Genomic DNA, 22,125 nt, shown 5'->3' on the forward strand with positions numbered 1-22,125 from the left:
TTAATAAGATTCTGATATTTTTACACGATAAACATCGGAAGAATTCCTTTTGATAGATTCCACAAAAAAACCACCTTCTTCAGGGATAACTTCTTTAAGATCGAAACTTTTACAATCCTTTGGAAGCCCTGAAAATATTAAAGTAAACCAAAAATCCTTCATAAAGGGAACAGCCGTCCAATAAGGAGAAATTGAAATATTCTCCGCATGAATCATCTTGCTTCTATGCTCAGACTGGTTATCAAAAAGATAGGTTGAATGCCAGATCCTGATTAAGTTCCCTAAAAATGGTGATGCGGGAAAGCAACAGTGTACAATTACCTGTTTCTCTTCTTCTATTTTTGTCTGAAGAGATTCCAGGAGTTCTTTTGCAATAACCGGCTTTATAACTATTTCTTCCACCTTTCTATAAGTAATAAGTGATGAGCAATGAATAATGCTGTTGGTATCACTTATTATTCATTGCTCATTATTAATATTTAGTATTCTAATTCCAGCTTCTCCTTGGTATATCCCCTTACCTTTTCAGTAAGTTCAGGGTGCTCAGCCAGTTTTTGTCCGTATGACGGAACCATTTCCAGTAACTTGTCTTTCCACTCTCCCTGAAGTTTCTCAGGGAAACATTTTTCAAGAACATTCAGCATGGCGTATACTGCTGTAGATGCACCTGGTGAAGCTCCCAATAAAGAAGCAATTGTTCCTTTTTTATTCACTACCACTTCAGTTCCGAATTCCAGTTTACCTCCTAATTTATCATCTTTTTTAATGATCTGAACTCTTTGTCCGGCTACTTTCAGTTCCCAATCCTCTTCTTTAGCATCCTTGATAAATTCTCTTAAATGCTGCATTCTCTGAGATTTGGTCATCGCTACCTGCTGAATAAGGTATTTAGTCAGAGGAAGATTATGCCACCATGCCCCAAATAAAGATTTTAAGTTTTTGGTATTCACACTTTCCGGTAAATCAAGGTAACTTCCTTCTTTCAGGAATTTTGTTGAGAACCCAGCGAAAGGTCCGAAAAGAAGAGCTTTCTGGCCATCAATGATTCTAAGGTCAAGGTGTGGAACTGACATTGGTGGAGCATCTACGGTTGCCTGTGTATAGACTTTAGCCTGGTGCTTTTCTACCAATTCCTGGTTATGTGTTACCAGCCACTGTCCTGAAACCGGGAAGCCTCCGTACCCTTCACTTTCTTTAATATCTGAACTGTCTAATAATGGCAGAGCATATCCTCCGGCACCAATAAATACAAAATCAGCAGTTACCTCCTGTTTGTGGTTATGGATTCTGTCCTTCACCTTCATCTCCCACTTTCCGTCTTCTCTTGGATCAATATCCTTCACCTCATGATATAAAAATACTTCTACATTAGAATCTTCCAACAGGTGTCTCCCCATTTTTCTGGTTAATGTTCCGAAGTTAACGTCTGTTCCCATATCCATTTTGGTAGCTGCCATTACTTCAGACTTATTTCTTTTGCTCATTACCAATGGAATCCACTCTCTTAGTTTATTATGATCTGTAGAAAATTCCATTCCGGAGAAAAGAACTGATTCTGACATTTTATCATGACGTTTCTTAAGATATTCAGCATCTTTTTCACCAAATACCAAACTCATATGGGGACAAGAATTGATAAACTCCTTTGGTTCCTGAATATATCCTTTCGTTAATAAATATGCCCAGAACTGTTTTGAAATTTCAAACTGTTCCGCGATACTTTCTGCTTTTTTGATATCAATACTACCATCCGGATTTTCCGGTGTATAATTTAGCTCACAAAATGCGGAATGCCCTGTTCCGGCGTTGTTCCAAGCTGCTGTACTTTCTTTGGCAAACCTTCCCAGTCTTTCGAAGATGGCAATTTCAAGTTTTGGATCAAATTCATGAAGCAGCGTTGCTAAAGTGGCGCTCATGATTCCGCCCCCTATCAGTACAACGTCGTATTTAGGTTTCGGTGTTCTGCTTGTAAGCGATTGTGACATAATTTTAAATTTTAGTTCAAATTTCGGGAAAAGTTTTAAAAAGAGAAACGCGTTTAACGATTTTAACACGTTAATTTTTGTTCTAAAAACACTTATGAATTATGCAAGGCTATATGATGGAAAGTATCAATTTATTTTGTTCATTTGATTTATCAAAACCATCAGATTTAAATGCTAGACTACATTAGAATATCTGCTTAATTTTTAAAGATTTTAACGCTATGATCGTTAAGAGAACCTTTATTACCTCTTATTTTACGATCGCAGGGGCACTTCGTTCAGCTAGAATTCCTACTTTCAATCTGGCCCTTTGCGAGCGCTACGTTAAAAAAACTCCGTTATACAGAAGTATAACAGAGCTTACATATTTTAAAACTGCTTTTAGTTTAATTTCGCAGTTAATTTCTTAAACTGCTTTTCAGCATTTTTACCTTCATAAAGAATGGCATATACTGTATCAATAATTGGCAGTTTCAGATTTTTCTGCTTGGATGTTTTGTAAATGGACTGTGCAGCATAATATCCTTCTGCCACCATGTTCATCGACTGGATTGCTGATTTTACAGTGTATCCTTTTCCGATCAGGTTTCCAAGATTTCTGTTTCTTGAGAACAGTGAATAAGCGGTTACCAGAAGATCACCCAAATAAGCACTTTCATTGACATCTCTTGGTGCTTCATAAATTGCTTCCAGGAAAATTTCCATTTCACGGATCGCATTGGACACAAAAACTGCTGTAAAGTTATCTCCATACCCTAAGCCGCTGGCAATTCCGGCTCCGATGGCAAAAATATTTTTAAGAATAGCACTGTATTCATTTCCAAGAATATCTTTACTGGTTTGAACCTTAATGAAATCTGAACTGAAAACTCCTTCCAGCTTTCCTGCCGTTTCATCTTCTACAGTAGCAATGGTAAGGTAAGAAAGTCTTTCCATGGCAACTTCTTCAGCATGGCAAGGTCCTGCAATAACTGCCTGATTTCTGAAACCTATTTTAAACTCATCACGCAGATAATGGGCCACCACATCATTTACCTTAGGAATAATCCCTTTAATTGCAGAAACAAAGATTTTATCTGAATAATCACAGGTCATCTTATCCAAAGTATCTGACAGATAAATGGAAGGTGTTGCCAAAACAACAACATCACATGCAGAAACCAGTTCATTAATATCTGTGGTTAGTTTTAAACTTTTCAGGTTAAAATGAGCAGCGGTAAGATAAGTCGGGTTATGTCCACGAAGTTCAATAGCTCCTTTTACAAACTCACTTCTTACACACCAGTGCACAACTTTGCAATTTTCAACAAGCATTTTTACGATAGCAGTTGCAAAACTTCCGCTTCCTACTACTCCTACAGAAACATCCTTTTTAGTCTTTTTTGGATTCGAAGATTCTGAAATAATTTTCTTTTTAGCCATAATTGGAATGTGAACTGCAAATATATTAAACAAAGATTTAACAGAATACTTTAAGGCATGATAAAAAACCACTTTCTGAAAAAAATAATGCTTCAGCACAATTAAATATACAATTCAGCGTTAGATACAGAAAAAACTGAATTTTAATTAAAGATTACTTACAAAACTTATTTTTAATTAAATTTGCAGCCTTAAAAACCGTTTTAAACATCTAAGAAAGGAAATATGAAAAAATTTCTAAACAGCAAAAAGAACGTAAACATTCTTCTGGGAGGACTTTTACTAGTAGTTTTTGCACAAGGCATCTTCATTGCCAAACTTTTCTCGGAGAAGGATGACAAAAACTATGAAGTGAATCTTGTAAAAATAAACACTGAAAAAGACAGTGTAGATTACCTGAAAATGAAAACTGATCTTACCCTTGTAGATCAAACTGTTTCTCAACTGAACTCTTTCCTGAAGTCTAAAGACATTTCGAATGAAAAGCTAATGATGCTTGATCAGGACAGTATTGCCAATTCTATTTATCTTTCCAAACAAGCCAACCGATACAGTCAATATCTGATGGACCTACAGAAAAAACTGATGCAGGTTCCATTAGGAATGCCTACAGATGGATATATTTCATCTAATTTCGGGATCAGAAAAAATCCTATTCCCTTTAAAACTGTTTTTGCTTCGGTAAAATCAAGTGCTGCCACGGAAGCTAAACCTGTTGCAGCTGCAGCTCCGAAACCGGAAGTTAAGGCTGAACCTGTTGAAAAAATCGTTGAATTAACGGATAGTTATGGAAATAAAAGAGAAGTTAAAGTAATGGTGACTCCAAAAGCGGCTCCTGTAGCAGCTGCACCTGCTGCATCAACTTCTGCTGCAAAAGCTGTTGCCGGAAATACGACTTCTAAAGCGGCTCCCATGGAAAGAAACAATCCTCCTGCTGAAGCGGATCAGATGCAGTTCCATAAAGGACTTGACATTGCTGTTGCCTTCGGTTCTGATGTAAGAGCTGCCGCTGCCGGAACGATTATTTTCTCCGGACAAAAGGGAGGTTACGGAAATTGCGTCATTGTTTCTCACGGAAACGGACTGGCTACCCTTTACGGACATTTATCACAGCTGGTATCTAAAGTGAATGATAAAGTAAAAGTAGGTCAGGTGATTGCTAAATCCGGGAACTCCGGGCGTTCTACAGGACCCCATCTTCATTATGAAGTACATAAAAACAATACTCCGGTGAATCCGAGGTTGTTTATGAATCTATAAAAGAAAGCTGTCTCCAATGAGGCAGCTTTTTTTAATTCTAAAAGATAGTGTAGTAATATTCTCGCCGATTATGCAGATTTTTAGTACACAAATATTTGCTAGATCTGTGGGAGATTATTTTCGCAGAGTGTTTTAGAATTACAATACAAACAAAAACAGCTGCCGATGGCAGCTGTTTTTTATTTTAAAATCTTAAGAGCTCCTTTAGGATGGGTAAATGTACCATCTGGTCCTGCAATATTCGAATAGACTATATTTTTATTGTAATCCTGGATATGAGTTACATTAAATCCCAGATGAGGCTCATGCCAATACACCATAAAAATATTTTTTGCTACTTCCACAGCTGTATATTCTACAGTATCTGTACTGTCTTTTGAACTTCCTGCTGTTCCGGTAAATGTCATTGTTTTATTGTCTTTAAAATCGAGAAGAAATTTTACAGTTCCAAAATCAACTTCTACCTTCTTACCGATGGCTGGATATGGTGATTTTAAATCCCAGGCCATTTCACCAAGAAAAACCTTTGCTCCCATTTCAAGTTCATCTTTTCCCGGAAGATTTGAGTATTTTTTAACCATAAAATCTACGATAGAAGACGAGGTTTTATTTTCAGTAACAGCTTTCTTATAGTTTTCAAGATAGGTTTTTACAAAATCCAGAGATGCCGGAGACAGAGACTGTTTTGCAAAATGTGAAGGAACTACCTGTTCAGGTTTTAGAGATTTCATCGCATCAATTTGGCCGATCCACTGATCGATAGCCTTTACATTTTGAGTATCTGCCATCCAAAGATGTGAATCTACGGAAACAGAAATCCCTCCTGCTATAGTCTTTATAGACGGAATCCAAAGAAAGCTGTGCGCCGGATCTTCAGTATTTTGTCTGATCTCAATCTTATTTCCTTCCAGATCAGGAATGGAGGTCACCGCTTCCGGAACAATAATTTCTGAAGGAGCATCTGCTTTCAACTGCGGTTTCCAAACCGCCATTTTATCATCCTTTGAGGCGGAAATAAGATAAGCAGTCTGTGCTGTAGAAATAATTTTCACATTAGGAAAAGCTTTTTTAATCACATCTAATCCAAAATAGAAATCCGGATCGCTATGGGAAATAAAAACCGTTTTCAGATTTTTTCCGGTAGCTTTTATTTCTTTTACCAACTGTTCTGCATATTGCTTTTGAAACTGAGCATCAATAAGTATGGCATCTTTATCTCCATAAATAATGGTAGAGGTAATTGGAAAAATAGCCTTGGTTCCGGGATTATAGACTTTAACCTTCAGATTTCCTGCAAATATGCTGATGAAACCTAAAATGGCCATTAATGATAATAATTTTCTTTTTAACATTGTTGTTCTTTTTAAATTAATAAGCTGCAGTGAAACGTTCACGAATGTGATTGTTCTGCTCCAGTTCATCCACTAAAGCTACGGCTACATCTTCTACCGAAAGACGGCTTCTTCCTTCTGCATCGAATACCGGAGTTTCCAAAGAGGTTCTGTATTGACCTGTTCTTGCTCCTACATTCGCCTGGTTCATTTCTACTGCCGGACTAAAGAAAGTCCAGTCTAATGTATTGTTTCCTTTAATCTTATTTAAATAATCTCTTGCAGCAGTTGCTCCCGGTTTATAAGCATCCGGAAAATCGGGTGTGTCTACAATCTGAACATTATCCGGTGTATAAAGGCTTCCTGCCCCTCCTACTACAATCAGTCTTTTTACTCCTGATTCTTCTACTGCTTTTTCAATATTTTCAGAGCCATTTAAAAAGTCGTTGTAAAGATTTGGATTCGTCCATCCTGCATTAAAAGCGCTGATTACTGCATCACTGCCTTTTAAAGCTTCTGCTAATTCTGTTACATTGTTTACATCAACGCTTTTTGCTGTTACATTTTCCTGGGTTTTCACCTTCGATGCGTCTCTTACCAAAGCTTCCACTGCATATCCTCTGTCTGCCAATTCTGTTACGATGTGTGCTCCTACAAATCCTGTTGCACCAATTACTGCTACTTTTTTCATAATATTTTATATTTTAAATTAAATTGTAATAAATTTTGTTACATTTAAGGGTAAAAAATTTTATTCGAATTGATCTGCGAATTCCTGCAAAGATTTATCTCCTAAAAACTGACTTACCAACTGATCTGTCTCTTCAAATAATGTATTTAAATGACTGTTAATTTCTTTTCCAACGCTACAGGCTGGATTAGGATTCTGATTTTTCTTTCCCAATACTTCTGTATTCTTTACCGATCTGTAAATCTCAGCAATTGTAATATTTACTGCATCTTTTGCCAGATGGCTACCTCCTTCTTTTCCCTGTCTGCTGACAATTAAGCCTGCTTCTCTTAAGACGCTGATCTCTTTACGTACAATAACAGGATTCACATTGATACTGCCCGCAACCCAATCAGAAGTGAGCCACTCCTGAGGACTTTTCGCCAATAAGGTCATGATATGTATTGCCGTAGCAAATCTTGTGTTATTCATTGTAATTACTCTGCAAAGATACACAAAATTTAATTGTAACAAAATATATTACAGTTAAATTTTTCTTAAAGGATTAATTTATCCAGATCCAGCAGTAAGTAATTAATGTTTTGATTGATCGTTCGTGTAGCTGACTGCATCTGATTGAGCATAGCAGCCCTGTTATGAAGGTCATCTGCCCTGTAATATCCACCATCGCTGAAAATAACGGATTGGTCCGCAGATGTTTTATCATCATCAAACTGATAATGCAGCCACCTTTCTTTCATATTTCCGATAATGGAGTGCTCTTCTTTATTAGAGAATTTCTTTTCGGTGTACATGTACCAGATAAACGGTGGAAAGTTTGGTGATTCTAATTTTTCTTTCCAGATATCTCTTAAAAGGTTTCTCTGATGAATAAATTCTACCTTTTTTCCTTTCGGATTAAGGGTTGCCAGACCAAAACCTGCTCCCAGAACCCCACCCCCAATATCAATGGCATTACTCCATCCCTGATCACTCACAATTCCACCCGCAATGGAAGCCGCTGCACCTGTAATGATAGAATATAAGATCATTTTATTATTCCTGGAAGAATTGAGATTATCTACATAATTTCCAATCTGGGCTACTCTTTCTCCTTCACAATCAAACTCTGCTGCTACAGCATCAAGCTCAGTAAGGGCGATTGTAATTTTACTGTTGATCTTTGTCTTCAGCTGCAGAACTTTAATCTGGGAAGCCAGGGATGAGTCTTTTTTCAGATCCATTATTTTATGTACTTCATCCAGATTATCCAAAGCATTTAAAATTAAAATACTCTGGTCAGAAAACATCTCTTTAAGTTCTATATTCGCTGCTAAAATAGAATCTGAATTATAGGAAGGAACTTTATTGTTATAGTTATATTTGAAGGGGGCTTTACAATAGCTGTCCTTCAAAGTAAGTATATTTTGCTGAATAACCTGATTCTTCTTGGAAACACAGGAGGTTAACAGGCCAACAACAGCGAAAAGGTAAAAGAGTTTTTTCATTCAGTAAGTTTTTGTGTTGTGTTGGATTCATTGTAAAGACAATACTTACCTCTACGTCATTTTTTACAATTTATCTATACGAATATAATACAAATAAAAAAAATTACCTGAAATCAGGTAATTTTTTTATCTATTTTTAAGCTGGATTATTTAATACCAAGTAATTCCACTTCAAAAACTAGGGTACTGTTTGGTCCGATCTCTTTACTGATTTCCTGATCTCCATATGCTAAGTGTGGTGGAATAATCAGTCTCCATTTACTCCCTACAGTCATTAACTGAAGTGCTTCTGTCCATCCTGAAATTACTCTGTTTAAAGGGAAAGATGCAGGAGTTCCTCTTTTTACAGAACTGTCGAAAACCTTACCGGAAATGGTAGTTCCGTGATAGTGGCATTTTACAGTAGATTTAGGGCCTGGTTTTGCTCCGTCTCCTTCTGTAATAATTTCATATTGTAGGCCGCTTGGTAATTGAACAACACTTTCTCTCTTACCATATTCTTCCATATATTCTTTACCGTCATTAAGATTCTTTTCGGCTAATTCTTTTTTACGTTTAAATAACAAATCTGCTACTCCCATATTATAATTTTTTACAAAGATAATGCTTTTTTAGGCTTGGAAGATGGAAGCTGGAGCATGGAAGTTTAAAAAACTGAGGACATCAACAACAAATATTTTTTTTTCATCCATTCTCATTCAAAATAATTAAACATTAATAATCAATAAGTTAAATAACAACTTCATTAAAACAATATACTACAAAATTCCGATTTTCAACTTCCAGTTTCCGGCTTACTTAAAATTCAAATAATTGTAACAATCTCTTAACACAAATTCCGAAACTTGGCGTTATAATTGGATTTAAAAACTAAATGCCAAATCCGATATTATATAACAAGAAGTTTGATGAGCTTAATGAAGAGGAAAAAAAACTTCTGGAAATCAATAAAAAGTCAATTGCAGATTTTGTTGAGCAATCCTCTTCTATAAGTGATGTCAATTATGCTACCAGAAATGCCCATGCGAAGACTTATGCTGTAGCCAGAGGAACATTTTGGATAGATCCGGCTATGCCTGAATTTCTCAAACCTTTTTTTGATAGAGAAAAATTTGATTTATTTATCAGGCTTTCCAATGCCCAGCTAAAAATTACAAATTCTAAAAAAGATATTCCTGCTTATGGTTTTGCCGTTCAGATCAGGGATGAGAATAATAATCTGCTCTCCAATTATCCATTGGTGAATTTTCCGCTGTTCCCGGTTAATTCTGTTTCTACTTTTTTAAAACTGTTTACAGCCATCAATCTTTTTTATATCAAAAAATGGAGCAGTTTATTTTCTCTGATAGCACAAATGATTAAAATAATTCCATCTGTTTTTACAGTCTCTTTTATCCGAAATGCAATAAAACTGTTCAGTAAGAGAAATGATTTCATTCTTTCTTTTGATTATCATTCCGTAGGTGCTTACCGTTTGGGAGATTATATGATGAAAATTAAGTTGAGCCCCCAGTCAGTAAATAAGAACATAGATAAGAAACAAAACATGAAAAAGGCTTTAAAGAATTATCTTCAAAAGAATGATTATACCGCAGATGTTTTGATTCAGCTTTGCTATAACCTGAAAGACCAGCCTATCAATAAGCTTAACGTGGAATGGAAAAACTCTCCATTCATTAAAATCGGTGAAGTAAAGATGGGTAAAGGTTCTCTATTGGATGCGAGAGACTGCAGTAACGAATTACTTTCATTCAATCCTTTTGAAAGCAAGACTATCTTTCATCCGGTCGGAAAGATTCAGAAACTTCGGGATCAAGCCTATAAAATTTCTGTACAGACGAGGAGAAAAATCAATAAACTGCTACACGGGAAAGAAGTCAAATGATAAACATTTAAAAGTTTAAATTTTCTCTTTCACTATTCTGTTTATAAAATAAAAGACTGCTAATACAACAGTCTTTATTCTTCTATTTAAGCTTCCTATCTTCGTCTTTTATAGCCAGATCATTGATGCTTGTGTATCTTTTCGCCATTAATCCGTTCTCATCAAATTCCCAGTTCTCATTTCCATAGGCCCTGAACCAGTTTCCTTCTTTAGTCTGGTATTCATATTCAAAACGAACGGCGATACGGTTTTCAGTATGTGCCCAATATTCTTTCTTAAGTTTATAATTGAGCTCTTTTTCCCATTTGTTCTGAAGAAATCTAACAATCTCTTCTCTTCCGTTTACGAAAGTATCTCTGTTTCTCCATTCGCTGTCTATCGTATAAGCTTTGGAAACCTTTTCTGGATCCTGACTGTTCCAGGCATCTTCTGCCAGCTGAATTTTTTGCTTTGCCGTTTCAAGAGTAAAAGGAGGAAGCGGATGTTTCTGTTCCATTGTTTAAGGTATTAAATTGGTGATTATTTTTTTTGATTTTTCAATCAGCTCATTCGATCTGAACAGCTGGCTTTCTATGATACTGCTTTCAAAAAGCATATAAATATGATCGGAAAGCACCTCATCTTTCAACATATCTAAAAAATAGTTTCTCAGATCTGCTTTATGGGACTGGATTACATTCAGGATTTTAACATTATCCACTGGGATTTCTGATAAAATATTCAAAAAACTGCAGCCTCTGAAGTTCTCCTTTTTATTCATCTCAATCAGGAAATCAAAAGCACGGATCAACCTCTCCGGAAGATCATTCGTACCGGAAGAGAAGGTATAAAGCTCATTAAACCAATACTGATGTCTTACCTTAAGAAACTCTACACACAGATCTTCTTTAGATTTAAAATGCAGGTAAAAACTTGCCTTTGCCACTCCAGCTTCTGAAATAATCTGATTAATTCCTGTGGAATTATATCCCTGTTTTGCAAATAAATCAAAGGTTATTTCTATAATTCTGTCTCTCGGAGAACTCATATTGCTTTTGTTTTGTAAGGCAAAGATAGAATAAAAAAATAAAATAGACAAACCTGTCTGTCTATTTTATTTTTTTGGATGGAAGCTGGAAGAGGGAGGCTGGAGGTACTGTTTGTTTTATAGATAACTATTCACTTTCTTATTAGATAGGAATGATTAAAAGGCAATACTTTTTCCTTTATTTTAAAGAACATCCCTCTCTCTTTACTCTCATTACGTTAACTCCTATTAAAAAGCAGATTAGCTATTCTTCCTCCTATAGGAACCTCCCTCTTCCAACCTCCAGCACCCATCCTTATCTCCACTCTCATTACTTTAATCCTGTTAAAATGCAGATCAGTTATTCTTTCGTCTATAAGAACTTCCCTCTTCCCTCTTCCCTCTTCCCTCTTCCAGCTTCCATCCTTTCTTCCTCTCTTCCCCACAAAAAAGCCCCCAAGATTAATTCTCGGGGGCAATAAATTATATATCAGTATATACTTAGTCTAACTTCTCTTTTTCCTCATCTTCTTTATCAGGGAACATGATAGATAAAATAACAGAAATCACTAATACTCCACCTACAATTCCTAGTGAAACCGGGGATGAAATATGATACCACGGTGCAATAAGCATTTTAACTCCGATAAAGGACAGAATAATTGCCAAACCATACGGAAGTTTGCTGAACATGTGGATAAAGTTTGCTAACAGGAAATATAATGATCTAAGTCCCAGAATAGCAAAAATATTTGATGTATAAAGGATAAACGGATCATCTGAGATCGCAAAGATCGCCGGAATGGAATCTACTGCGAAAAGAACGTCCGTAAACTCGATAACCCCTACTACAACTAATAGCGGTGTTGCCATTTTGATCCCGTTCTGAATAGTGAAAAACTTATCACCATCATAATTATCAGAAACTTTCCAGAAGCTCTTGATCAGTCTTGCTCCTGCTGTATTACTGTAATCTTCGTCATCATCGTCATCTCCGTCTCCCCATGATTTAATCCCGGCATACACGAGGAATAAACCGAATAGGGTCATTACAATATTGATTTTAACAGGAGTTCCGAAAATATCCATTTCAGGAAGATAGGTAAGGTTAATCAACCCTACTCCCGCAAAGATGAATATCGCTCTGAAGATCAGTGCTCCGATAATTCCCCAGAAAAGAACCTTATGATGAAGGAATTTCGGAACTTTAAAGAATCCGAAAACAAGGATAAATACGAATAAGTTATCCACAGAGAGGGCCTTTTCAATCCAATAAGCTGCCTGATACTGGGTAAACTTCTCTACTGCCAGTGCATGACTTTCGGGCGTTCCGTCTGTATTGAAAGCCCAATATACCACTCCGGAAAATACCATGGAGAGTGAGATCCACACGATAGTCCAGATCGTAGCTTCTTTGGAAGACACTTCATGACTTTTTTTGTTGAAGATTCCTAAATCCAGAAGCAGCATGATAACAACTGTTATCGCAAATCCCCACACCAGACCTGGGTGCAGTTCTAAAATACTTTGATGTTTTTCCACTTGACTAATGTGTTATTATATGATAAAAGCAATAGATGTACAAAGTACAAATATTGCTATTTTATTTACATTTTGATGTATAAACGATTATAAATAGTTCATCTGAACAGTTTGGATCGTCTGCTCCAGTTTTCTGTCAGCAGTAGGGTCTCCAATAGCATTGAATTTCCATTCACCGTTTCTTCTGTAGAAAACGCCCAATACCATAGCAACATGTCCTCTGAAAGAAGCATCGTTAGCTACATCATATTTAGCAAAAACCTCTTTTACATTGGTAGGGGTTCCTTCATAGATACGGATAGAAGCAAAAGGAATCGTTCCGAAATCCTGACCTTTATAGCTGTTCAATACCATTGCTACGTGATCTACGTTAGGCTCAAGGTTACTGAAATCTACAGTAATTACTTCGTTATCCAATCCGTCATCACCGTTTACGTCACCTGTAAGATCATCTCCACTGTGTCTTACGGAACCATTTTTCGATTTCAGGTTTCCGAAATAGATTACTTCGGTTACATTTTTATTTGAATCGTATAAAATACAGCTTCCGTCTAAGTCTACTGCCTCTTTTTTAGTTCCGAAAAGTCCTTTTTTTTCAATTGCTCCCCAGTTGATTCCTACACAGGCTTGGGAAAGTTCAGCTCCGTTTTCTTTTTTAAGGTTAATTCTCTGACCTTTTTGTAAGTTGATAGCCATCTTTTTATGTTTAGTTATTATCTACATTTATTGCGAAAAATATAATTCGCTTCTTCATATTTCGATTTACTGATTATTCAGGTTCAAATTAAGCATTGCCCGCAAAATATTTGTTTCTTCATCAAAGGCAAATATCTTGCTCATAATATCTATATTCTCAAGGTTTCTGATATAATCTTTCAAAACACCTTCTACCTCTGGAGGTAAATTGCGTTTTCTTTCATTCATAGTATCTTCCAACTGCTCATTTTTATTTTTAAGCTGGTCAATAATAGTACTTTGATTAGATTGGTTTTCAGAAATATCAAGCTTATCCAAATCTTTGTCGAAAAGATAAAGCTTTTTATCATCTACACTGAAAATAAAATAATCATCAGACTGAAAGATCTTGAAAAGCTCATATTCATGGGTTCCGATCACATAGCCACATACAAAACGGACTTTAAATCCCTGTATGTTCAATCTTCCCAACAGTTTTCTTTCAATGGAATAATCTTTATACTGATAGGCTGGAAAGGATTCGGCTTTCAGCAGAGATTCATCTGCTTCTGATCTGTAGAATTCTTTCGCATACTTTTTATGAAAATACAGTACATTATCCCAATTGGCAGTGAAAATATCTTCTGTAAGATCCTTATACAGGGCTTTCAGATGTTGTGAAAATATACCGCTGTACATTTTCCTGTCGGTCTGAAAACTGTCTGCCTGCCTTTCTTCAAAACCTGAAATATATTTTTTATTGATGTCAATTTCGTTAAGGACCGCCAGCATATCATTTTCCTTCTGTCTTTTGATTTTCGTCAGAAGTTCTATAAGACTGTCGGTATACTGCAGGTGAAAAAGCTCCAGCTTATTGTAATCCAGGGCCGTATTTTCCTGGAACAGATTGTGAATAATATCTGTTTTGATGTAAATGGATATTATGTCAATATGTTCAAAAAAATTAGCCAGAAGTTTAAGTCTTGTTAACCTTCTTTTGCTCTGTGACAATATGGTTGCTGCATCTTCCCCCACCTTAGTACCTATAAATTAACCTCTGACATTCGCTTTCAGTTCGTGCTCCAATGTCTGAAGATCCTGATCCAGTTTTCTTCTGTTGTCAGCTCCCTGTTTCTGGATCTGTTTCACTTCGTTTAATGTGTTGATCAACATTGAAGTTGTTTCTCTCAATGTTTCTACAGATACAATAGTCTGCTCATTGGCTCTCGCTACGTTAACAGAGTTCTGGCCAAGACGTTCTGCATTCTTTCTTAAGATTTCTTCTGTAGTAGCTGATACTTTCTGCTGGATCTCAATACTCTGCTGCTGTCTGTACATGGCAACAGCAAGCGAAAGCTGGTTTTTCCATAACGGAAGCGTAGTGGTAAGAATAGTCTGCGCTTTTTCTGCAATAGAAACGTTGTTATTCTGAACCAGTCTGATCTGTGGAAGAGACTGCATCATAATGACACGTACCACCTTAAGATCGGCCATTCTTCGGTCTAACCTTGCAATGAAGTCCCTCTTATCTGCAATCTGATAATCCTGGAAATTCTGAGGGGCAGTCTCCATCTGAGCCAACTCTACAGCCGCTCTTTCCATTCTGATATTTCCAGCAATCACAAGTTCTTCAATTTGTTTGATAGAGTTTACATTGCTTTCAAAAATTGTCTGAAGAACTGCGTTATCCTTTGTAGAAGTAATAATTCCTGCATTTACTTTGTAAGAGATCTGCTCGATATTGTTGATAATCTTGTCGTACTTTGTAAATAAATTTTCTACCTGAGTGATTACCTTCTTCATGAATGGCAATTTGCTCAGGAAGCTTTTTACTTTATTTCCGTTAAGCTCTTCTACATCTACATAGTTCAGTTCTACCAAAAGGTCATTGATCAATCCGCCAACTTCTCCTGAGTTTGATCGTCTCACATTTCCTAAGAAACTGTCACTCTGGTTGGTTAACGTTTTCTGAAGTTCAGCTCCGAAATTTACAATAGATCCCGGGTTAGCTTCATCAATAGAATTTGCCAAAACTTCATATTTCTGACGTTCTTCTGTCTGTAACTGAGTTAAATTTACGTTCCCCTCTCTATCTACAAGCACTGCTGGTGCTGCATTCTGAATAGGTTGAGCTGGCGTTGGCGGAACCATTGGTGTCGGCTCAAATGTTCTAAGAGGTTCAATTGATCCAAGCGGATCTATGGGTTGATTTTCCTGATTATCCATGATAATTATTTCTGATAAATTGATACAAATTTCTCAAGGCCGTCTCTCTGTCCTGCTCCTACTGCCTCAAATTTCCATTCTCCGTTTCTGTTATAGATTCTTCCGAATTCTACTGCTGTTTCGATTGAGAAATCTTCATCCAATTCGTATTTTAAGATCTCTTCATTCGTATCTGTATTGAAAATTCTGATGAAAGAATTTCTTACCTGTCCAAAGTTCTGTCTTCTTGCATCTGCATCGTGGATGGTTACCACTACTGTAATTTCCTTTACTGCATCATCAATTTTTGTAAGATCAATCTTGATCTGCTCATCATCACCTGATCCTTCTCCCGTAAGATTATCTCCTGTGTGGATTACTGATTTATCCGGAGATTCAGTATTGTTATAAAAAATAAAGTGATTATCTGAAACTAATTTTTTATCATCTCCTAGTAAAAATAAAGAAGCATCCAGGTCAAACCCAGTTCCCGTAGAAGTATTATTAACATCCCATCCTAAACCTACCGTGAATTTAGGTGCGTTGATATTTTCTCTTTGTCCTTTTTGTAAGTTAATAGCCATAATATAATTCCGTTTGTGTTAAAGTATTGATGTTATTTTTATATTCTTTTATTAAATGATAATTGTTGCTGATGGCAAGTTCCAACAGGAGATCCATCTGCTCTTTTTTTACTTTAGACGTAAGATAGTCAAAATTACTTGAATCCAGCCCTAAAATATATTTTACAATCCTTGTATTGAACTGAAAACTGAACCTATTCATTACTTCTGCAATATGTTTCACATTTTTCACTGCGTAATAATTGAAAAAGTTTTCAATTTTAGGATCGAGATCAAAATTCATCAGTTCAGCGTAATACAGAAACATAAAGTCTGCTTCCACATTATATTCGTCCAGGATTTTATTTACTGTATACTCATGACTTCCTGTAATTTTTATATCGTCTATAAAAATACAAAGTTTTCCTCTTAAAAAATCTTTATCGATATAATAAGTATCATTGGCAATCAGATTTTTACGGTCTTCAAAACTTAGATTTCCATAATCTGTAATATAGGTGTGGTTTCTATTGATTTTTGATATAATACTTGATTTCTTTTCTTTCTGAAACAGATAAAAATCCAGGTATTTTTTAAAGTAAAAACATAAAAAGTTGGAGGCCGTAGGAATCGCCATATAAGGGCTTGGAAGCACTACGATCTCTTTATCTGTATTTAAAAGCGTTTCGTTTTCGGAAATAAATCCGTCGAATAATTCTCTTGCAAATTTTTCAGCATACGACTTATCGCCATACTTGAAATAGCTGTATTCTGCGGGTGAGAAAGTGAACTCATCCGCTGAATGAATGTGGTGTAAGCTGTACCTTTTGTTCATGTTATAGTTAGTATTTAAGTAAATGTGCGCTGAACCCGAAGTCAGTAGCTCCTTTATAATCGGCAACAGGATTGTCACCGATGTGCAGAATCCGGTTTAACGGAAGATTCTGATCTTCAATATTATTTTTCACTTCCTGGAAAATGAGCGGGTTCGGTTTTGAACAGTTGATTTCATCCGAATAAATATGGAAATCTATATACTGATCCAGGTTTTCATGGATCAGGAATTTTCTCATTGTCTTTCCTTTGATAAATCCTGTATTGCTCAGAATATTGATAGTTTTCCCCTGGCTTTTAATATCATCAAAAAAATCATGGATATTTTCAAAAATGACAACAGGCTTATACTCTAAAAACAATTCTTCACTTTTCACATAAAACTCGTTCAGCTTTTCTTTGTTTAAAAGCTTTACATCTACATTCAAGGCGCCCAGAATCATCAGATAGATCTCAAAAGTATCTATATTTCCTCCTGTAACCTCGTTAATAGTATTGCAAAGATCATCATAATATTTTACGGTTTTTGCAACCACAGCTATTGGTGCGTCCACATTAAAAAATGAGGAGAACAGCTCAACTCTTTTTGTTTTAAATTCAGGATGAGATTTGATTAGGGTGAGCCACAGGTCAAAAGAAAAATGATAGTGGTTTTGAATGTCGATATCTGTTTTCAATATGTTTTAAGTTAAAAGTTTTATTTAGCTTCTTGAAAAAGATTTAAAATTTATTAATCATCAAAAAGTGTTTAATTTTCTATTCTTCCCAAAGATAAAATTTTTATCAGAAATGTATTACCCTGTACCTATGTTTTAAGATATTTTATGATTTGGGAGAAGAAACAACAAAAAATAAGGACTGTAAGATAAATCTACAGTCCTTATTTTTTGTTCTTATGATTAATTTAAGTTTGAAATTCTTATTATTCCACTTTTGCCTTCTCTCTCAAATCTCTTCGTATCTTTTTTTAATTCTACTTTTCAGGCATAATTTTATACGTTGGATCTTCCTGAATATTGACTTCTACTACAGCCTCGGCATTTTTCAGCATTTTCCGGCAGTCTTCACTAAGGTGTCGAAAGTATAATGTTTTCCCTTGTTGTTTGTATCGTTTTGATAATTTATCTACAGCATCAATCGCGCTCATATCTACAATACGGCTTTCTTTAAAGTCCACTACCACTTCATCGGGATCATTCATCGGATCAAATTTATCTGCAAAAGCTATTGCAGAACCGAAAAACAATGGACCGTATATTTCATAATGTTTAATACCATTTTCATCAGTATATTTTCTGGCACGTATTCTTTTGGCATTGTCCCAGGCAAATACCAGAGCTGCAATAATCACTCCTACCAAAACGGCAAGAGCAAGGTTATGCAGAATAACGGTAATTAAGGCTACTATAATTCCCACAAATATGTCTGATTTCGGCATTTTGTTCACAATACGGATAGAAACCCACTGGAAAGTACTGATGGCAACCATCATCATTACGCCTACCAAAGCTGCCATCGGGATTTTCTCGATAATGGGTGCTCCAAACAAAATAATCAGTAAGATCATAAGGGAAGCTATAATTCCTGATAATCTGGCTCTGGATCCTGCATTAAGGTTCACTAAAGTTTGGGCAACCATTGCACAGCCACCCATTCCGCCGAAAAATCCGTTGGTAATATTAGCCAATCCCTGTGCTACTGATTCTTTGTTGGCATTTCCTTTGGAATTGGTAATTTCATCCACCATAGACAAAGTAAGCAATGATTCGATAAGACCGACTCCAGCCATAATGAGTGCATAAGGGAAAATAATCTGTAGGGTTTCTAAGGAAAATGGAATCTGCGGAATGTGAAAGCTTGGTAAATTTCCACTGATATGGGCAATATCTGCTACTGTTTTCGTTGGGATATTAAATCCAAGAGCTACGGCAAATACTACAATAATAGCTACCAGGGATGCAGGCACCGCTTTTGTAAGCTTCGGAAAGAAATAGACTACAGCAATGGTGAGCGCCGTTAACCCTCCCATAATGTACAAAGGCATTCCCTGAAGCCAGCTTACAACTCCGTTAGTATCTGTAATTTTAAACTGTTCGACCTGGGCCATAAAAATAATGATTGCCAACCCGTTCAGGAATCCATACATGACCGGTTGTGGAATAAGTCTAACAAATTTCCCCAATTTAAAAATCCCGACCAGCATCTGGAGTATTCCCGCAAGGGCTACTGTAGCAAAAAGGTATTCTATACCATGAGATTTTATGAGGGCAATAAGGACAACAATAGTGGCTCCGGCTCCTCCTGAAACCATTCCCGGGCGTCCTCCTAAAACAGCTGTTACCAGCCCCATCAGGCAGGCTGCATACAATCCTGTAAGAGGTGAAAGTCCGGCAAGAATCGCAAATGAAAGCGACTCAGGAATCATGGTCATGGCTACAGTAAAGCCCGCCAGCAGTTCATTTTTATAGTTTATTTTCTTCGAGAAGTCGAATAAGCTGATCGTATTTTTCATTGAAGTGCAAAGGTATAGACTTACCGGATGGTATACAATTTTTCTTTTTCCCTTTTTATTTTCTGCATTCACTTTAGGATAATTCACACATATGTCTAAATAATATGTTAATTTTAATTAAAATATGTCCATAAACATACTTTTTTGTATTTCTGACTGTCTTGGTTTTTAATTTTTGTTTAAATTTGAAAACAATTAAGCAGATTATTTGGTACTAAACAAGATATTCTAAACATAAAAAACTGGTTGTCAACACATACAACCGTACGACACACAAGCTTAACGTAAATAAAATTGCATGAAACAACTTTAATAGGCTATATATTATTTACACAAATGGTAGAAAAAAGAAGTTTGAAAAAGAAGATGAGCGATTACCCATTGGAGATAATGCCTATACCTGAAGGTACATTACACCTATCCTTTTAAGATTAAGCTGTCCGATCTATTTCCAAAGACTTTATGAAGTCTCATTAATGGTATTCAAAATTTTTGAATAGTACCATAGATTTTCCAACTTCAAAATTAAATGAATTATATTCGGTAATACATAATAATATATGTCGCCTATTTTATATTTTTCTATGCAGAAGTTTAATAAATAGATAATATTAAATAAAAATGTTATACAAAGAGATCCATATTGGAAAGTTTATTAAGGAGAGGATTGATGAAAATGAAATAACAATGGAGAGGATATGTAAATTCCTGGACAAAGATGAAGATGCTATAGAAAGGATGTACAGCAGCAGATCACTGGATGCGGATCTTCTTCTGAGATGGAGTAAACTCTTGGAATATGATTTTTTCAGGCTTTACAGTTCACACTTGATTTTATATGCTCCGCCTGCAGCAGTGAATAAAAATCAGCAGAAATCTGACAAAATCCCCTACTTCAGAAAAAATATTTACACTCAGGAAATCAAAGAATTCATCATGAAAAGGATTCTTTCCGGTGAAATGACCCAAAGTGACGTGATTAAGGAATACTCTATTCCAAAAAGTACTCTTCACAGATGGCTTCAGAAAAGTGATACTATTAACGGATAAATTGATCAACAGATGCGTCCCAATTATAAAAAAATATACCAGGACATGCTTACAATGGATTATCCGGAGAAGCTGAAAGATCCAAAAATAAAAGAACTCCTAGGAAAGCTGGATACCAGTGAAGATGTGCTGAAGTTCAATGAACGGCTTTTCAAACCTTCCAGAGAAAGCCAGAGAAATAATCAGAAGCTGAAGACCTATGATAAGAAAACCATGCTTAAACTTCTTGAATACCAAAAGAAGCATGGGCATTCTACCAGCTATATGTCTAAAAAATATAAGATCAGCAGAACGACTCTTTCAAAATGGAAACTGATGTTTGAGGAGGAGCTGGAAAAAACAATGAAAAAAGCCGATAAATAGTATATCGGCTTTTTTGTAAAGGTAACGATAAGGAAAAACCGGGGTATTCGTAAGCCGGAGTCGAACCGGACAGCCTTGCCGGAGTGACCGACTTCGCTATTCCTCCCCCATTAGGTACGATGAAATTTTTCCTAACGACACTTAAGATTTCATAAAAAGGAAGCTGGAAGTGGGAAGAAAGGAAATTGTTAAAGTCTGAAAGAATACCTTGTCTGACTTTATAGAAAATTACGATACAAAGATTATTTCCTACTTCCCGCTTTTGGCTTCATTTAATTTATTCTTTTGTAAATATTTCATTAAAAAACAAGGCAACAGTCAAATAGTGTATTGTCGTGCTCTACCAGCTGAGCTACTCTTCCTGTGTTTTGAGTGGAAGAGACGGGATTCGAACCCGTGTCCCCGTCGTAATGAGCGAAGTAACACTATTCTACGACACTTGTTATTTTTTTATATTGAAAGCTTATTGCTCTTCTTCAGCAATATAGGTCCTTTCAATGGGATGAACTCTTGTATTTTCGGGATAATAATTTAAATCAAAACTACTCCATCCGGATGACCAATATAAAATCATTTCTTTCAGATAGGGTATATCTTTGGTTTCATCATACTTCATATTCTCATCAAAAATACTTTGTACTTCACCTATTATTTCCTTATAAAACATCTGATCTTCGTCGTCGAAAACATCAATATGAATATTCAGATGATCTCTAAGTTCGTTCAATAAATAAGTTCTGAAATCCCATCCCATAATGGTAACCTCGGAGCCGAATGCACAAATAACCGGTCTCCACCTTAGATTTTCATCACTTACTATAAAACGGCAAGATTTTAAAGGTAACAGAACAGGAAGACGGGAAAACCATTCATCAAAGATCTCTTTTCTTTTTTCCAGAGATTTAGGTTTTATTCCCCAGGATTTCAACCAAACATGGTTGACGCCGGTGACACCATTCCACATCCCTTTATAAAGGTAGCCTATCTCACGCACTATCTCTTCTTCATTTTCCAGCCAGTTATAAAAAAAAGTACATTCTTCCGAAATGATCTCTCCTTCATCTTCATATTCTACAACTTCTTTTTTATCAATAGCATGCAGGATTCTTAAAAACTCCCGATGCTCCGGAATAAATCTGACCTTATACTTCTGCTCAACCTCATCGATCTGCGCCTCTGAAAGTCCTTGCCATTTGGCTCCATAAAACCCTTTACAGCAATATTCATCTTCTACGGACCAAATTTTCTCTGTACGTTCTTTGATCCAATATAAAAATTCAGTCAGATTACTTGGTATATCCATTGTTATTAATT

At 36.0% G+C, this 22,125-nt stretch carries 24 protein-coding genes; 4 read left to right on the forward strand and 20 right to left on the reverse strand.

Annotated elements, in window-relative coordinates:
* The 3 genes from DRF65_RS16855 to DRF65_RS16865 all read right to left on the reverse strand — a co-directional run bounded on the left by DRF65_RS16855 (window position 1) and on the right by DRF65_RS16865 (window position 3,407).
* On the reverse strand, window positions 1-402 hold the full coding sequence (locus DRF65_RS16855) for a hypothetical protein (protein WP_115971930.1): 402 nt from the start codon (window positions 400-402) through the stop codon (window positions 1-3).
* Window positions 403-479: 77 nt separating this feature from the next.
* The gene (gene mqo / locus DRF65_RS16860; RefSeq protein WP_115971931.1) at window positions 480-1,985 is read right to left on the reverse strand and encodes a malate dehydrogenase (quinone); all 1,506 of its coding nucleotides are present in this window, start codon (window positions 1,983-1,985) and stop codon (window positions 480-482) included.
* A gap of 381 nt (window positions 1,986-2,366) precedes the next feature.
* Complete coding sequence (locus tag DRF65_RS16865; RefSeq protein ID WP_115972005.1) at window positions 2,367-3,407, reverse strand: NAD(P)H-dependent glycerol-3-phosphate dehydrogenase; 1,041 nt, start codon at window positions 3,405-3,407, stop codon at window positions 2,367-2,369.
* 225 nt (window positions 3,408-3,632) lie between these two features.
* Between DRF65_RS16865 and DRF65_RS16870 the strand changes: the two genes are divergently transcribed.
* Entirely contained in the window at window positions 3,633-4,667 is a 1,035-nt protein-coding gene (locus tag DRF65_RS16870) for a M23 family metallopeptidase (RefSeq protein ID WP_115971932.1), read from the forward strand.
* Window positions 4,668-4,846: 179 nt separating this feature from the next.
* On the opposite strand, the gene DRF65_RS16875 is transcribed toward DRF65_RS16870, so the two are convergent.
* From DRF65_RS16875 to DRF65_RS16895, 5 genes are all read right to left on the reverse strand, one after another.
* Window positions 4,847-6,019 (reverse strand): MBL fold metallo-hydrolase, encoded by a 1,173-nt coding sequence (locus DRF65_RS16875; protein ID WP_115971933.1) that lies wholly within the window; start codon window positions 6,017-6,019, stop codon window positions 4,847-4,849.
* Between the two features lie 16 nt (window positions 6,020-6,035).
* Window positions 6,036-6,689 carry an NAD(P)-dependent oxidoreductase gene (locus DRF65_RS16880; protein WP_115971934.1) on the reverse strand — a complete coding sequence of 218 codons (654 nt, stop codon included), beginning with the start codon at window positions 6,687-6,689 and terminating at the stop codon, window positions 6,036-6,038.
* Between the two features lie 60 nt (window positions 6,690-6,749).
* The gene (locus DRF65_RS16885) at window positions 6,750-7,160 is read right to left on the reverse strand and encodes an Rrf2 family transcriptional regulator (protein WP_115971935.1); all 411 of its coding nucleotides are present in this window, start codon (window positions 7,158-7,160) and stop codon (window positions 6,750-6,752) included.
* A 65-nt stretch (window positions 7,161-7,225) separates the two neighbouring features.
* Window positions 7,226-8,176 (reverse strand): hypothetical protein, encoded by a 951-nt coding sequence (locus DRF65_RS16890; RefSeq protein ID WP_115971936.1) that lies wholly within the window; start codon window positions 8,174-8,176, stop codon window positions 7,226-7,228.
* 146 nt (window positions 8,177-8,322) lie between these two features.
* Window positions 8,323-8,757: an FKBP-type peptidyl-prolyl cis-trans isomerase gene (locus tag DRF65_RS16895; protein WP_052480489.1), complete on the reverse strand. Its 435-nt coding sequence runs from the start codon at window positions 8,755-8,757 to the stop codon at window positions 8,323-8,325.
* Window positions 8,758-9,050: 293 nt separating this feature from the next.
* On the opposite strand from DRF65_RS16895, the gene DRF65_RS16900 reads away from it, so the two are divergent.
* The gene (locus DRF65_RS16900; RefSeq protein ID WP_115971937.1) at window positions 9,051-10,061 is read left to right on the forward strand and encodes a catalase family protein; all 1,011 of its coding nucleotides are present in this window, start codon (window positions 9,051-9,053) and stop codon (window positions 10,059-10,061) included.
* 82 nt (window positions 10,062-10,143) lie between these two features.
* On the opposite strand, the gene DRF65_RS16905 is transcribed toward DRF65_RS16900, so the two are convergent.
* From DRF65_RS16905 to DRF65_RS16955, 11 genes are all read right to left on the reverse strand, one after another.
* Window positions 10,144-10,557, reverse strand: coding sequence for a nuclear transport factor 2 family protein (locus tag DRF65_RS16905; RefSeq protein ID WP_115971938.1), 414 nt, complete (start codon window positions 10,555-10,557; stop codon window positions 10,144-10,146).
* A 3-nt stretch (window positions 10,558-10,560) separates the two neighbouring features.
* Complete coding sequence (locus tag DRF65_RS16910) at window positions 10,561-11,088, reverse strand: TetR/AcrR family transcriptional regulator (RefSeq protein ID WP_115971939.1); 528 nt, start codon at window positions 11,086-11,088, stop codon at window positions 10,561-10,563.
* A 218-nt stretch (window positions 11,089-11,306) separates the two neighbouring features.
* The gene (locus tag DRF65_RS16915) at window positions 11,307-11,546 is read right to left on the reverse strand and encodes a hypothetical protein (protein ID WP_123947372.1); all 240 of its coding nucleotides are present in this window, start codon (window positions 11,544-11,546) and stop codon (window positions 11,307-11,309) included.
* A 22-nt stretch (window positions 11,547-11,568) separates the two neighbouring features.
* Window positions 11,569-12,609: a TerC/Alx family metal homeostasis membrane protein gene (locus tag DRF65_RS16920; RefSeq protein ID WP_115971941.1), complete on the reverse strand. Its 1,041-nt coding sequence runs from the start codon at window positions 12,607-12,609 to the stop codon at window positions 11,569-11,571.
* 87 nt (window positions 12,610-12,696) lie between these two features.
* Window positions 12,697-13,305 (reverse strand): TerD family protein, encoded by a 609-nt coding sequence (locus DRF65_RS16925; RefSeq protein WP_115971942.1) that lies wholly within the window; start codon window positions 13,303-13,305, stop codon window positions 12,697-12,699.
* Between the two features lie 66 nt (window positions 13,306-13,371).
* A complete protein-coding gene (locus DRF65_RS16930) occupies window positions 13,372-14,319 on the reverse strand; it encodes a hypothetical protein (protein WP_115971943.1) in 948 nt (315 codons plus the stop codon).
* Between the two features lie 15 nt (window positions 14,320-14,334).
* Window positions 14,335-15,510: a toxic anion resistance protein gene (locus DRF65_RS16935; RefSeq protein WP_185019002.1), complete on the reverse strand. Its 1,176-nt coding sequence runs from the start codon at window positions 15,508-15,510 to the stop codon at window positions 14,335-14,337.
* Between the two features lie 5 nt (window positions 15,511-15,515).
* Window positions 15,516-16,073 carry a TerD family protein gene (locus DRF65_RS16940; protein ID WP_068939844.1) on the reverse strand — a complete coding sequence of 186 codons (558 nt, stop codon included), beginning with the start codon at window positions 16,071-16,073 and terminating at the stop codon, window positions 15,516-15,518.
* Window positions 16,063-16,887 carry a phosphoribosyltransferase family protein gene (locus tag DRF65_RS16945; RefSeq protein ID WP_115971944.1) on the reverse strand — a complete coding sequence of 275 codons (825 nt, stop codon included), beginning with the start codon at window positions 16,885-16,887 and terminating at the stop codon, window positions 16,063-16,065. The genes DRF65_RS16940 and DRF65_RS16945 overlap by 11 nt, the downstream gene beginning before the upstream one ends.
* A gap of 7 nt (window positions 16,888-16,894) precedes the next feature.
* The gene (locus tag DRF65_RS16950) at window positions 16,895-17,563 is read right to left on the reverse strand and encodes an HAD family hydrolase (RefSeq protein WP_115971945.1); all 669 of its coding nucleotides are present in this window, start codon (window positions 17,561-17,563) and stop codon (window positions 16,895-16,897) included.
* Window positions 17,564-17,859: 296 nt separating this feature from the next.
* Window positions 17,860-19,398 carry a SulP family inorganic anion transporter gene (locus DRF65_RS16955; RefSeq protein ID WP_115972007.1) on the reverse strand — a complete coding sequence of 513 codons (1,539 nt, stop codon included), beginning with the start codon at window positions 19,396-19,398 and terminating at the stop codon, window positions 17,860-17,862.
* A gap of 621 nt (window positions 19,399-20,019) precedes the next feature.
* Between DRF65_RS16955 and DRF65_RS16960 the strand changes: the two genes are divergently transcribed.
* The gene (locus tag DRF65_RS16960; RefSeq protein ID WP_115971946.1) at window positions 20,020-20,448 is read left to right on the forward strand and encodes a transposase; all 429 of its coding nucleotides are present in this window, start codon (window positions 20,020-20,022) and stop codon (window positions 20,446-20,448) included.
* Window positions 20,449-20,493: 45 nt separating this feature from the next.
* A complete protein-coding gene (locus DRF65_RS16965; RefSeq protein ID WP_228438762.1) occupies window positions 20,494-20,811 on the forward strand; it encodes a helix-turn-helix domain-containing protein in 318 nt (105 codons plus the stop codon).
* A 463-nt stretch (window positions 20,812-21,274) separates the two neighbouring features.
* On the opposite strand, the gene DRF65_RS16970 is transcribed toward DRF65_RS16965, so the two are convergent.
* Complete coding sequence (locus tag DRF65_RS16970) at window positions 21,275-22,114, reverse strand: SMI1/KNR4 family protein (RefSeq protein ID WP_115971948.1); 840 nt, start codon at window positions 22,112-22,114, stop codon at window positions 21,275-21,277.
* Between the last annotated feature and the right edge of the window lie 11 nt (window positions 22,115-22,125).

Origin of the sequence: Chryseobacterium pennae (assembly GCF_003385515.1) — a bacterium.
In the GTDB taxonomy this organism is placed as follows: domain Bacteria; phylum Bacteroidota; class Bacteroidia; order Flavobacteriales; family Weeksellaceae; genus Chryseobacterium; species Chryseobacterium pennae.